Here is a 13302-nt window from a genome sequence, read left to right on the forward strand (position 1 = left end):
CAGCCTTCAGTTGCCCAGCAGCTTCACGGTCTGCGGGTTGTAGCCGGAATACGCGCCGCCGCAGCCCGTATAGGCTTGCGCCGCGGCGGGCAGCCCGGTGGCGCGGACGGAAAGTTCGCCGCGCGCGCGGATCTCCCTGTAGCGTTCGGCGGCCACCGTCTCGTCGGGCAGGAAGTACAGGCGCACGCGCTGCAGGCCCTTGCCCGGGTCCTTGCTGCTCGCTGCGCTGAAGGCCGGCACGTTCACGGTGGCCTCGCGCCAGGTCCCGGGCTCTTCCAGCGTCTGCCAACGCACTCGCAAGGGCTGCTCCAGATCGAGCAATACCGGGCTGCCGCCACGCGCCAGATCGCAAGGCCGCGGCAGCACGCTGCGCGCCGCCTCCGAGCCCATGTCGTAGGCCTGGCCATCGATCTCCACCCGGGCGATGGTCTGCGGCGTCAGGTTCTGCAGGCCGAATATCGCCACCCCGGGCATCCCGGCCGCCTCCATCCGGTCGTCGGTCGTGCCAGCGAAGCGCGCGATGCCCGGCGCCACCTCGACGTGATCGGCATAGTGGTAATAGTGATAAACCACCAGCTCCGCCTCGCCCTGCGAGGACGCCGAGGGCAGCTTGCCCAGATCGGGATACGGCGCGCGTTTCAGCGGCACGGACGCGCCGGGCGTTCCGTCCTGGCTGGAGTACACGTAGCGATCCACGCCATCCTTCAGGCGCGCGCCCTCGTAGGGAAAAGCCTCGCTGGCCGCCGGCCCCTGGTTCGGATAGCGGCTGAAACGCGAAAACATGGAGTGCGCCGCCGACCCGGACTCCAGGTACGGCGACGCGCCCGAAGACACGCTTCCGCCGCGCCTGTCCGTCCAGATGGTGCGCCCGCTCAGATTGACGTGCGCTTCCTGGATCGCAGGGTGCGACGCCTGGAAGCGGTCCCACTTGCCCTGCTCGATGGAGTCGCTGACGGGCACGATGGCCAGCGCCAGCACGGTGGGCAGGAACATCCACGCGTGGACGCGCCCGGGCACCTGGCCCTTGTCGCGCACCATGTAGACGATCCAGCACAGCGCCAGCACCACGGCCAGCGGTCCGCCGAACAACACGCCATAGCTCAACAGCGCCTGCGCGCCCCAGCCGAGGTTCGGGGTGGAAACGAACACGACGCCCAGGAATGCCAGCAGTCCCGCCAGCAGGATGGAGACGATGATGCCAAACAGGTAGTGCCGGATTTGCTTCAAGTGCGCAGTCCTCGCCGGTCGCGGCATCGGCGCCATCCCGGTAGGCATGGCAGCCGACGATCTAGTCTGGCGGCAGGATAACGCTAATTCCAGTTCCGCTCTGGATCGGGAAGCGGATTTTGCCTATCAATCCGCCAGCGCCCGCCCTGTTCTCTACGATGATGGGCTGTCCTTCCAGCGTCCCCAGGCTCGTCGCCTACTTGCCCTTGCGCAGCGACAGCGGCACACCCCAGATCGGGTCTTCCATGCCCTGCTTGCCCAAGGGCGTGATCTGCATCGGTGTCATCTTGGCCAGAAGCTGACGGTGTTCCGCGCTTACGTTCTCAAGCCGCTCGATGTACTTCTGCGTGAACTCCATGGGCGCTGGACGCGTGTAGACGGTCAGATCTTCAAGCGGGCATTCGATCATCTTCGGATCGACCGCGCGGCAGGCTGACTGCCGGTACTTGTAGCTCGGCGTCTTCAGGTGCATGCGCTGGCTCAGCACCAGTTGGCCGCCCTTGAGCGTGAAACTTGCCAACGCCTGCTGCGGCGGGATGCGGGCCTGCACCTTGATCGCAGGGATGTCGCGGGAATCGGTTTCTTCGCGGTAGCCGGCCGCACCGAGCTGCGTGGTCTCGCTGTATTGCTGCTCGCCCCAGCTCACGCAGGCGCCTGAAGCCATATGCACGGCGGTGCAGACCGTGCGCGTCTTGGTCTCGGTGCCATAGGTAGCATCGCGCCAGTTGGTTTCCCGGTAGAACTCGCGATAGAGCTCGGGCGACAGATAGGCGGTGCCGTTGGCGCCGCGGCCCGAACCCTCCTTGCCGCTCGCAGCGCCGACCTGGTCAAGCAAGGCATTCAGCTTGTAGTCGTCGCCACCGGTCAGCAGATATTTGCCCGGCGGCAGGATATGCACCTCGAACGCCTGGAACAGATAGGTCGTCTTCTTGTCCCGTTGCAGCGAGTTGGTCTGAAAGCCGCGGCTGAAAGTTATCCGCGGATCCTTTTCGTACATCCAGATGACGCGCGAGGTCCATTTGGTCATTTCCAACGCGTCGCTCAGCGAACGATGCGGCATGATGTCGGCCACCAGCACCACGGCCATATCGTCCTTCAGCGCCGCGTCGATCAGGTCCAGCAGCTGCGCATAGCGCGGATCGTTCCTGGTGCCTTCGGCGCTCAGGAACGGATGAGGCGCGCAGCCGGACAGGGCCAGCGCGAGCGCCAGGGCGGACAGGGCAAGTCGCGGACGCGTCAGGGTCATGGATCAGTCCTTGGTATGAGCGGGATCGGTCGGTTGAGCGCGCATACTACTGGCTCGGGGCTGGATCGCAATCCTTGCATAGCGGCTGAAACACGCGCCGGCCGGCTCCGATCCGGCGCTCATGCGGACCCGCGCAAGCGCCCGGCCATGCATCGCAGCCGCCAGGCCAGTAACGGCGGGGGCCGCGGCCCCCGTACTGCCGCGCCGCCTCGCTCGGCCGCTCCGATCGCTGACACAAAAGGTTTGAAATTATTTGTTGCGATTGTTTCTCGTCTCGGCGACGCTAGGCGTCGTCCATCGCGATTCCACCCGGAGACCCCGCCATGTCGCTCGCGCTTTACGGCCACCCGTTCTCTTCCTACACGCAGAAGGTGCTGATCGCGCTGTACGAAAACGGCACTCCATTCGAGTTCCGCTGCATCGGCCCCGATACGCCAGAGCACGCGGCCGAATGGCTGCGCCGCTGGCCCTTGCACAAGTTCCCGCTGCTGGAAGACGGCGGCCGCAACATCGCCAAGACCAGCATCATCATCGAACATCTGCAGCTGGAGCATCCCGGGCCGCAGCGCTTGCTGCCCGCCGATCCCAGGGCGGCGCTGCAGGTGCGCTTCCTGGACCGGTTCTTCGACCTGCACGTCATGAGCTGGACGCAGCATGCCGTCGGCGGCGCATTGTCGGGCGACGAGGCCAAGCGCCGGGAAGCACTGGCGCTGGCCGTGGAAAAGCTGGAAATCGCCTACGCCTGGCTGGAAGGCCATCTGGCCGGCAGAACCTGGGCCGCTGGCGCGGACTTCACGCTGGCGGACTGCGCCGCCGCACCCTCATTGTTCTATGGCGACTGGACGCACCGTATCGCCGAATCGTATCCGGCGCTGCGCGCCTACCGGGCGCGGCTGCTTGCGCGCCCCTCGTTCGCGCGAGCCGTGGAAGAAGCGCGGTCCTACCGGCCGCTGTTTCCGCTGGGTGCGCCGGACCGGGACTGAATCCGGCCCGGCTGGGCATCACTCGTTGCCGGCGGCCATGTCCCACACTTTCTGGGCGATGGGGTTTTTCTGTTCCTCAATGATGTGCGCCATCAGGCCCACCGAACGGCCAATCATCGTCAAGGCCTTGCCCAATTCAGGCGTCAGGCCCATGTCGAGCACGATGGCGCCCTTGGCCCCGGTGGCGTTCAGCGGAATCTTGCGGCCGGACTGGCGCGCCGCGGCGGCGGCCAGCTCCACGGCAAAGCGCGAATAGTTGCCGTAATAGCCGCAGTCCCTGGCGATCTCGAACATCTTTTCACAACGGGGATCGCCATCCACGTGTATCGGATGCCCCACGCCAGGAATCTTGCGCTTGGCCGCCTTGTTGGCCGCGACGCATTCCTCGGCATAGCGGCGCAGTTCCTCGTCCGTGTAGCTATCCTGCTTGGGCAAGGCGTCGCGCAGAAAGCGCGCGGCGTATTCGATCACGCCCAGGAAGCGGCTGCCGGCGCCCAGCAACCCCGCCGCCAGCGCGCCCTGCATAGCCTCGGGCGCGCCGTGCAGGGTCAGCCGCGCCGACAAGGCGCTGGGCGTTAGGCCGTGGTCGGTCGCGCTCACCAGGAACAGGTTGAGCATGGTCTTGAGCTGGGGCGTGGGGAACTCGCCCAGCAGCTCCAGGGCCAGCACGTCGATGAAATCGCGCTGGAACAGGTCCTGCACCAGGTCATGGCCTCGCACCAGGATGGTATGGGCGTCGCCGCCTCCGATCTTGCTGTCGAACATCTGAAATCTCCGTGTTTTTTCCCGGGCAGCGGACGGCCGCTGCGCCGGCTTGCTATTCGATGACGGCGTCCAGCGCCACCACGCCGCGTCCTTCGTCCAACACCACCAGCGGATTGACCTCCAGCGATTGCACGCCGTCTCCCAGCGCAGTGAACAAGGCCGCGATGCGCTGCACGGCGTCCACCAGGGCCGCCCTGTCGCGCGCCGGCAGGCCGCGATGGCTGGCCAGACGGCGCGCGATGCGCGTCTGATCCAGCGCGCGTTCGATCTGCTTGCGGCTGGCCGGCAGATGGCAGCGCGCCACGTCGGCCTCGACCTCCACCCACACGCCGCCCGCGCCCACGCTCAGCACCGGGCCGAAGACCTCGTCGCGATGCAGGCCCACCAGCGTTTCCACGCCGTCGACCACCATTTCCGACACCAGCACGCCGCGGATGGATGCCGCGGGCACCTGATGCCGCGCCGCGTTGGCGACGATGTTCTCGAAGGCCTGCCGCACTTCGGCTTCATCGAGCAGCCGTAGCTGCACGCCACCGATCTCGCTCTTGTGCAGCACGCCGTCGGCCACCAGCTTGAGCGCCACCGGGAAGCCGATGGCGCACGCCGCTGCCGCCGCCTCTTGCGCCGTGGCCGCCTGGGATTCGCGGGGCGCGCGCACGCCATACTGCGCCAGCAACGCCTTGGCCTGCGCTTCGTTGCAGGGCAGCTGCATGGCAGGCGCGGCCGAAGGCAGGCCGGCGAGCGGGGCTTCCGGCGCCTCATCAGTGGCCTGGTCCGCGTACGCGCTGACGCGCTTGAGCGCCTGCATGGCGTTGCGCAGGCTGTAGACAGGCGCGAATCCTTCCTGGATCAGCAGGTCGTGCGCCGGACCGCGCCGGCTGCTCATCCAGACCGGCACGAACGCCTTGGCGCCGCCCTGCGCCACCGCCAGCATGTTGCGCACCAGCCCTTCGGTGCTGGCCGAATAATTGGAGGTGATGGGGTAGAGCACCGCGTCCACGCCCGGGTCCGCGAACAGCGGCGCCAGGCAGCGCCGCGCCAGGTCCGGATCGGTCAGCGCCTTGGTGGTCAGGTCCACGGGGTTGGTCAGGGCCGCGTAGGCGGGCGCGTGCCGCGCCATCTCGGCGACGGTCTCGTCGGCCAACACAGCCATTGCCAACCCGGCTTCGCCCACCTTGTCGGCCGACAGCACGCCCGCGCCGCCCGACGACGAATACACGCAGATGTTGCGCAGGCTGCGCACGCCCACGCGCGATATCAGGCTGGCGACGTCCAGCAGTTCGTCCAGGTCTTCCACCCGGATGACCCCGTACTGCGAGAACACCGCGTCGTTGACGGCGTCCTCGCCGGCCAGCGACGCGGTGTGCGATTGCGCCGCCTTCTTGCCAAAATCCGAGCGGCCGATCTTCAGCGCGATCAGCGGCTTGCCCGCGCGGCGCGCGGCAGCCGCCGCCGCGATGAAACGCGGGCCGCTGCGTATGCCCTCCATCACGGTGCAGATCAGGTCGGTGCCCGGGTCATGCGCCAGCCAGTTGATGAAGTCCGCGCTGTCCAGGTCCAGTTCGTTGCCGGTGGAGAACCAGCGCGAAAAGCACACGCCGCGCTCGTTGCCCTGCATGAGCGAACGGCCCAGGCCGCCGCCCTGCGTCACCAGGCCGATGCGCGAGAGCTTGCCGGTCCTGCCGTCGTTGCGGAATTCGGTGGAAAAGGTCAGGCCCAGGCGCGGCGCCAGCATGGTCATGCCGGCGCAGTTGGGGCCGTACAGCCTCATGCCGCTGCGCTGCGCCAGCGCCAGCATCTCGGCTTCGACCGTGCGCCCGGCCTCGCCCAGTTCAGCGAAGCCGCCGGTGAACACGATGACGTAGCGCACGCCCTTGCCGGCGCAGGCCTGCAACGTGGCGACGGCGGATTCGGCCGGCACCAGCAGCAGCGCCACGTCGATGCCTTGCGCCGGCACCGCGTCCACGCTGGCGTGCAAGGGCTTGCCGAAGAGTTCGCCGCCCTTGGGGTTGACCAGGTACACCTCGCCGTCGAAATCCGAGTGCTCCAGCACATTGACCACGGTGGTGTGGCCCAGCGTTCCCGGCTTGCTGGAAGCGCCCACGATCATGACCGAACGCGGCCGCGTCAGCTCCACCAGGTCATCGAAGCGGACATTGGGATCGAACTGGGAAGGACTGGCGCTCATGCGGCCTCCGGTCGGCATTTCATCAGGGTGGTCCATTCCGACTCCACCACGACCTCGCCGTTCTGGTTCTTCACCGTGCGCAGCATGGTCACGCGGCCCGTGCCGGGGCGCTTCTGCGACAGCGTCTTCTCGCCTATGCCGAGTTCAACGTGGATGGTGTCGCCGATGAGCACCGGCTTGCGCCACACGCAGCGCAGTTCGGTCAGCGCCAGCCGGGTGCCGTCCATCAGCCGGTACACGGGCATGCGGGTGGTCAGGCCCGACGCGATGGCCAGGGTCAGCATGCCGTGCGCGGCGCGCTGGCCAAAAGGATGGCTGGCGGCGAATACTGCATCCGTGTGCAGCGCGTTGTAATCGCCGGACAGCCCGGCGAACTGCACCACATCCGCTTCGGTGACCGTGCGGCGCGGGCTTTCCCAGGACTGCCCGGACGCCAGGTCCTCGAAGTACAGGCGCCGGCCCAGGTGTTCGTCCAGATCGAATGGCGTGCTCATGCGTAGCGCCCTCCCGTCACGTGCACGGTCTCGCCCGTGGTGAAGCCGGCCAGGCGCGACGCCAGGAAGGCTACTGTCGCGGCCACGTCGGCCGGGTCGCCCAGGCGGCCGACCGGCGTGTTGGTCTTGGCGCGTTCGGTCAGCTCTTGGTAGTCGGGGCGCTGCTGCATGCGCGGCGTCGAAATGACGCCCGGGGCGACCGCGTTGGCGGTGATGCCGAACTTGCCGGACTCCAGCGCCAGCGAGCGCGTGAAGCCGATCAGTCCGGCCTTGGCGGCCGAGTAGTTGGTCTGCCCCGGATTTCCCAAATGGGCGCGCGAGGCGATGTTGATGACGCGGCCGAAGCGCTGTTCCATCATCATCGGCAGCACGGCGCGCGAGCAATGGAATGCCCCCTGCAGCGTCACGTCCAGCACCGCGTGCCAATCCTCCTCGGACATCTTGGTCAGGTAACGGTCGCGCGCAAAGCCCGCGTTGTTGACCAGTATGTCCACCTTCTTCCAGCGCTCGACCGCCAGCTGCACGGCGCGGCCCACCTCGTCCTTGTTGGTCACGTCGGCACGCGCACCCAGGACGTTGCCGCCCAATTCCGACAGTTCCGCGCAGGCGGATTCGATCGCCGCTTCATTGGCGTCGCACACCACCACGTTGCAGCCTTCCTGCACGAAGCGCCTGGCCATTGCCATGCCCAGCGTGCCCGCGCCGCCCGTGATGAAAGCGGTGCAACCATTCAGTTCCAGATCCATGATGCCATTCCATTCGAGTTTCAATGTTCCCGCCGCGCCGGGCCCGCCCGGGCCCGGCGTTCAATCGACCTGCAGGCGCGCCTGTTCCACCAGCGTCTTGGCGCCGGCTCTTTCCTTGGCCCAGAACGCCGCAAAGGCTTCGGGCGTGCTGCCCACCAGCGGCGTGTAGATGCGCGCGAAGCGTTCCTGCACTTCCGGCATCTGCAAGGTTTCGCGCAGCGCGCCGGAGAACTTGTCGACGATGGGCTGCGGCGTGCCGGCGGGCATGACCACCGCCTGCCAGGTCGTCACCTTGAAGCCGGGCACGCCGGACTCGGCCACCGTGGGCACGTCGGGCATGTCCACCACGCGCTGGTCGCCGCTGACGGCGAGCGCGCGCAGCGTGCCTTCCTTGATGAAGGGCGCGGTGGTGGAGCGGCTGTCCACCATGAAGGACAAGCGCCCGGCGATCAGGTCCTGCAGCGCCGGCGCGCTGCCCTTGTAAGGCACGTGCGTCATGGGCGCGTTCAGAGCCAGCGACAACGCGGCGCCCGCCACGTGCATGGAACTGCCATGCCCGGCGGACCCGTACGACAGCCCCGCGTCGGGCTTCTTCGCCGCCTGCACCAGGTCCTGCATGGTCTGGAACGGCGAAGACTTCGGCACCACCACCACCAGCGGCGAATCGGTCAATTGCGTGACCGGCACAAAGGCCTTGCCCGGATCGACCTGCACGCCCTTGTAGAGGTAGGTGTTGATGGCCAGCGGCCCGACGTTGGCCCACAGCGCCGTGTAGCCGTCGGGTTCGGCCGTGGCGACTGCCTGGTTGGCGATGTTGCCGTTGGCGCCGGGCTTGTAGATCGGCACCACGGGCTGCCCGAGCTTTTTGGACAGCTCGTCCTGCACCATCTTGAAAGCGATGTCCGAAGCGCCCCCGGGCGCAAAGCCGATGACCATGCGGATGGGCCGGTCGGGCCATTCCGCGTGCGCGCCGGCCGCCAGCATGCAGGCGGCCAGGCCCGAGGCCAGCTTGACGATGAACTTCATGTTGTCTCCTGTGAGCGCCACGCTAGATCGTGGTGTCGTACTTGATGTTCTTGAGCTGCGTGTTTTCGTAGATGGCTTCCAGCCCGCGCTCCTTGCCGATGCCGGACTGCTTGTAGCCGCCGAACGGCGCATCGAACGACGTCCGCAGGCCGGTGTTGATGGCCACGCTGCCCGACTGCAGCCCGCGCGCCATGCGCAGGGCGCGGCCGCCGTCGCGCGTGTACAGCACCGCGGCCAGGCCGTAGCGCGTGTCGTTGGCGATGCGCAGGGCGTCGGCCTCGTCGCGAAAGCCGATCACGGATTGCACCGGACCGAAGATCTCGTCCTGCGCGCTCTGCATGCGGGCATGGGAGTTCAGCAGCAGCGTGGGCGGCACGAAGTAGCCCTTGGCCGTATCGCCTTCCAGCTTCATGTTGCCGAAATGGGCGGGCTGCGCACCCTCTGCCTGCGCCAGCGCCACGTACTTCTCGACACGCTGCTTCTGGGCCGCGCTGACCAGGGGGCCCATCTCGGTCGCCGGATCTGCCGGCGAGCCGATGCGCACGGCGTCCAGGCGCTGCTGCAGCAGGCCAAGGAACTCCTCGCGCACGGATTCCTGCACCAGCAGGCGCGTGCAGGCGATGCAGACCTGGCCGGAATTCTTGATGATGTCGCCCGCGGCCACGGCCGCGGCCTTGTCCAGCGGCGCGTCCTCGAACACGATCAGCGGCGACTTTCCGCCCAGCTCCAGCGTGACGCGCTTGACGTCGGCGGCCGCGGCCGCCTGGATGCGCGCGCCCGTCACGGTGCCGCCAGTGAACGACACCCGTGATACCAGCGGATGGGTGACCAGCCGTTCGCCCACCGTGGCGCCCGGGCCGTTGACCACGTTGATCACGCCGGGCGGAAAGCCGGCTTCCTCGAACAATCGCGCCAGCGCCATGGTGGACAGCGGCGTCACTTCAGAAGGTTTGAGGATCACCGTGTTGCCCGCGGCCAGCGCCGGACCAAGCTTGTTGACGGTGAGCGTCATCGGGTAATTCCACGGCATGATGAGCGCGCACACGCCCAGCGGCTCGCGTAGCGTGAAATTGAGCACGTCGGCATTGCCCACCGGTATGGTCTCGCCGCGCAGGGCCGGAATGATGCCCGCGAAGTACTCCAGCGACGCCGGCATGCCCTTGAGCGAATCCAGCGAATGCGTGATGGGCTTGCCCACGTTCAGCGTTTCGATCCAGGCGAGCTTTTCGCGGTCGCGCTCGAACAATTCGGCCAGGCGCCGCAGCAGCTTGCCGCGCTGGGCCGGCGTGGTCTTGCGCCAATGCGTTTCAAAGGCGGTGTGCGCGGCCTGCACGGCAGCGTCGACGTCGGCCGCCGATGCCGCGTGCACGCTGGCAAGCACCTGCGCCGTGGCCGGATTGTAGGTATCGAACGTGCTGCCTTCGGCGCCTGCGCGCCAGTTTTTCCCGATCAGCAGTTCATAGGGGCGGGAATCGATGACATCCATGCGGGCGCTCCTTACGCGGCCATTTGCAGGTATAGGGATTGAATTTCTTCCGGCGCGAGGACGCGCGGATTGACGGGCATGGACGCGCTCAGCATGGCCTGGCTGGCCAGCTGCGCGGCGTCCTGCTCAGACAGCGCCAAGCCGGTAAAGCGCAGAGGAATGCCCGCCAGCCGCGCCAGCGACTCGACCGCCACGATCAGGGCCAGGGCGTCCTGCTGCTCATCGCCCGTTGCGGCCATGCCCAGCGCGCGTGCGGCCTCGGCATAGGGCGCGGCGGCCGTCTGCGCCGTGTGGCGCGCCACCACGCTGAAGATCGGGCCCAGCACTTCCGCATGCGCCATGTGGACGCGCGACTCCAGCGGCGTGCACATGGCGTGCACGGCGTCCACCTTGCTCATGCCGATGGCCAGGCCCGCCATATAGGCGCCCATCTGCATGTCGGCGCGCGCGCGCAGGCTGTCCGGCGCGCGCAGCACGTCGGGCAGCGCCCGCATGCACAGGCGCAAGGCCTGCAAGGCCATGGCCTTGCCGACGGGCGAAGGATCGGTGTTGATCCAGGCGCCCAGCGCATGCAGCACGGCATCGAAGCCGCCCTGCGCGGTGGGGCGCGGCGGCAGGCTGAGCGTGAGTTCGGGCTGCAGCGCCACCAGCGCCGGACGTGCGCGCAGGGAGCGGTACAGGCGCTTGCGCCCATCGTCGCCCTGGATCAGCGCGGCCGAGCTGCTTTCGCTGCCGGTGCCCGAAGTCGTGGGCACGGCGATGAAAAGCGGATCGGCGGCCTCGGCGGCGGCGTTCAGCCAGGCTTGCCCTCGCGGCGCCTGCAATTCGTCGGCATCGAACCCGCCCGCCAGGCAGGCGTAGACCGCCTTGGCCACGTCGATGGCGCTGCCCCCGCCCACCGCCAGCACACTGGCGCAGCCCTGTTCGCGCGCCACGCGCAACGCGGCGCGCACCTGATCCATGGCGGGATTGGGCACCACGCCGTCATAGACACGCCATTGCAATCCCGGCGCGGCGGCAAGCGCCGCTTCGACGGCGGAGCCCACCGCGCCCCAGGTGCCGGCGTCGGTCACCACCAGCGGCAGGCGCAGGCGCGCGCCCGCGGCCGCCAAGGTTCTGGCCAGGGCGTCCCCGCCCCAATGGCAAACGCCGGGCCAGGCCATCACGCCCTGGGCCTGTAGCGCACAATCCTGCTGACCGCTCATTCGTCCTCCTGATCTTGCATAATTTGCTATGCGAATTTATAATTCATTTAGTGAATTGATCATAAAAAAGGAGCTTGCCCATGTCAAGAGCCTCGCCTCGTGCGCCCAAGAACGACGCCACCGAAGATTCCGCGGAACCCGACCGCCAATTCGTCACCGCGCTGGCCCGCGGGCTCGACATCCTGCGCTGCTTCAGCGCCGAACGGCGCATGCTGGGCACGACGGAGCTGGCCCATCTGACCGGTCTGGCCCAGCCCACCGTATGGCGCCTGTGCCACACCCTGCAAAAGACGGGATTCCTGGCCGCCGTGCCGGGCAAGGACAAGCTGCAACTGGGCATCGCCGCCATCGCGCTGGGCGGCGCGGCGCTGGCGGGACAGGAAGCGCTGGACGTCATCCGGCCGATGTTGCAGGCGCTGGCCGACCGCTATCAGGTCGCGGTGGCGCTGGGACGGCGCGACGGCGACAGCATCGTCTACCTGCTGCGCTGCCAGGGGAATTCACCGCTGCTGATGAACCTGCGCGTGGGTTCGCGCATACCGCTGTTCCACAGCGCGATCGGCTGGGCCTATCTGGCCTGCTGCTCGGCCGAGGAACGCGAGGCCCTGCTGCAAGAAGCCCGCGCATCCGGCAAGGCCGGCGACGCCGCGGAGCAGCAGGCCATTGCCGACGCCATCGCCCGGTATCCGGAACGCGGCTTCGTCTATCACGAGCGTCCCGCCTATCAGATCAACACCGTCGCCGCCGCCATCGAACTGCCCGCGGGCGAACGCTACGTGGTCAGCTGCGGCGGCCCCGCGGCGCTGTTGCCGCGGCAACTGATGCTCGATGAAGCCGGCCCCACGCTGCGGCAGCTGGCGCACGAACTGCAGCCCATCCTGCTGATGGGGAGGCACGTGTGAACCAGCCTTTTGCTCCGGCCGTTCCGCAACGCTGGCCCACCCGCATCACCGAACTGATGGGCATACGCTGGCCGCTGCTGCTGGGCGGAATGATGTGGCTGTCGGATGCTCGCCTGGTGGCGGCCATGGTGCGCGCAGGCGGCATGGGATTCATCACCGCGCGCAGCTCGCGCACGGACCAGGACTTCCGCCAGGCGCTGCGCGATTGCGGCGAACTGACGGGCGGCCTGCCATTCGGCGTCAACCTCACGCTGTCTCGCCGCGCGGCCAATAACGAGCCCATGCTGACGCGGCTGCGCATCGCGCTCGACGAAGGCGTGCGCCTGTTCGAAACGGCGGGCCTGCCGCCCACGCCGCTGCTGCCCGCCCTGCGCGAAGCCGGCGCCATCGTCATCCACAAGTGCGCGCACGTGCGCCATGCCGTCGCGGCGCAGAACATGGGCGTGGACGCAGTCACCCTGGTCGGCATGGAAGAAGGCGGCCACCCCGGCAGCAATCAGCTGCCCACGTTCCTCAACGGCGCCTATGCCCTGGAGCAGCTGCGCATTCCGCTGGCGCTGGGCGGCGGCATCGGCCACGGCCGGCAGATCGCCGCGGCGCTGGCGCTGGGCGCCGACGCCGTGGTGATGGGCAGCGTCTTCACGCCGGCGCAGGAAACCCCGGCGCACGCGGCGTACAAGCAGCGCGTGGTCGACACCAGCGAGCACGGCACCCGCGCCGTGCTCGGCAGCCTGGGCGACACCTGGCGCATCCTGGACAATGAAAACGCCCGCAAGGTCGCCGCCCTGGAACTGGCGGGCGCCAACAGCTACGCCGACTTCGGCGAACTGATCAGCGGCGAGCGCACCCAGGCCCTCGCCTACCAGGCGGGCCAGCACGAAGAAGGCATGTTGTCCATGGGCCCGGCGGTGGGCTTTGCCCGCAACATCGAACCGGTGGAAAGCATCGTCCTGCGGTTGCAGCGGGAATGCATGCAGGCCAGCGCGCGCTTCAAGCACATGGTCGATTCCGCCTGAATCCGGTCCCGCGCCAGC

The 13302-nt window shown here is 67.9% G+C and carries 12 protein-coding genes; 3 read left to right on the forward strand and 9 right to left on the reverse strand.

All coding sequences use genetic code 11. From position 1 onward, the window contains the following. Positions 1-6 precede the first annotated feature (6 nt). Together ACZ5YA_RS16435 and ACZ5YA_RS16440 are read right to left on the reverse strand one after the other, a co-directional pair. Positions 7-1227, reverse strand: coding sequence for a hypothetical protein (locus ACZ5YA_RS16435; protein ID WP_118931304.1), 1221 nt, complete (start codon positions 1225-1227; stop codon positions 7-9). A 196-nt stretch (positions 1228-1423) separates the two neighbouring features. Further along, positions 1424-2473: a hypothetical protein gene (locus ACZ5YA_RS16440; RefSeq protein WP_088142738.1), complete on the reverse strand. Its 1050-nt coding sequence runs from the start codon at positions 2471-2473 to the stop codon at positions 1424-1426. 323 nt (positions 2474-2796) lie between these two features. Here ACZ5YA_RS16440 and ACZ5YA_RS16445 point away from each other — a divergent pair, with 323 nt between their 5' ends. Further along, on the forward strand, positions 2797-3456 hold the full coding sequence (locus ACZ5YA_RS16445; protein WP_464092789.1) for a glutathione S-transferase family protein: 660 nt from the start codon (positions 2797-2799) through the stop codon (positions 3454-3456). Positions 3457-3474: 18 nt separating this feature from the next. Here ACZ5YA_RS16445 and ACZ5YA_RS16450 read toward each other — a convergent pair whose 3' ends face one another. Genes ACZ5YA_RS16450 through ACZ5YA_RS16480 form a run of 7 tightly spaced genes read right to left on the reverse strand, consistent with a single transcriptional unit; the run spans position 3475 to position 11366 of the window. Continuing rightward, a complete protein-coding gene (locus ACZ5YA_RS16450) occupies positions 3475-4221 on the reverse strand; it encodes a citryl-CoA lyase (RefSeq protein ID WP_054451836.1) in 747 nt (248 codons plus the stop codon). Between the two features lie 52 nt (positions 4222-4273). Next, positions 4274-6409 (reverse strand): acetate--CoA ligase family protein, encoded by a 2136-nt coding sequence (locus ACZ5YA_RS16455; RefSeq protein WP_464092790.1) that lies wholly within the window; start codon positions 6407-6409, stop codon positions 4274-4276. Further along, positions 6406-6903: a MaoC/PaaZ C-terminal domain-containing protein gene (locus ACZ5YA_RS16460; protein ID WP_118931311.1), complete on the reverse strand. Its 498-nt coding sequence runs from the start codon at positions 6901-6903 to the stop codon at positions 6406-6408. Before ACZ5YA_RS16460 ends, ACZ5YA_RS16455 begins: the two co-directional genes overlap by 4 nt. Further along, on the reverse strand, positions 6900-7649 hold the full coding sequence (locus ACZ5YA_RS16465) for an SDR family oxidoreductase (RefSeq protein WP_464092791.1): 750 nt from the start codon (positions 7647-7649) through the stop codon (positions 6900-6902). The genes ACZ5YA_RS16460 and ACZ5YA_RS16465 overlap by 4 nt, the downstream gene beginning before the upstream one ends. A 60-nt stretch (positions 7650-7709) precedes the next feature. Beyond that, positions 7710-8675: a Bug family tripartite tricarboxylate transporter substrate binding protein gene (locus ACZ5YA_RS16470; protein WP_251879320.1), complete on the reverse strand. Its 966-nt coding sequence runs from the start codon at positions 8673-8675 to the stop codon at positions 7710-7712. A gap of 22 nt (positions 8676-8697) precedes the next feature. Beyond that, positions 8698-10161, reverse strand: coding sequence for an aldehyde dehydrogenase family protein (locus tag ACZ5YA_RS16475; RefSeq protein ID WP_464092792.1), 1464 nt, complete (start codon positions 10159-10161; stop codon positions 8698-8700). A gap of 11 nt (positions 10162-10172) precedes the next feature. Next, entirely contained in the window at positions 10173-11366 is a 1194-nt protein-coding gene (locus ACZ5YA_RS16480; protein WP_059371454.1) for an iron-containing alcohol dehydrogenase family protein, read from the reverse strand. An 80-nt stretch (positions 11367-11446) separates the two neighbouring features. Here ACZ5YA_RS16480 and ACZ5YA_RS16485 point away from each other — a divergent pair, with 80 nt between their 5' ends. Then, entirely contained in the window at positions 11447-12268 is an 822-nt protein-coding gene (locus ACZ5YA_RS16485; protein ID WP_251879314.1) for an IclR family transcriptional regulator, read from the forward strand. After that, entirely contained in the window at positions 12265-13284 is a 1020-nt protein-coding gene (locus ACZ5YA_RS16490) for an NAD(P)H-dependent flavin oxidoreductase (RefSeq protein ID WP_118931316.1), read from the forward strand. Before ACZ5YA_RS16485 ends, ACZ5YA_RS16490 begins: the two co-directional genes overlap by 4 nt. The last annotated feature ends 18 nt before the right edge of the window (positions 13285-13302 follow it).

Source organism: Achromobacter sp. JCM 18799 (genome assembly GCF_055395645.1).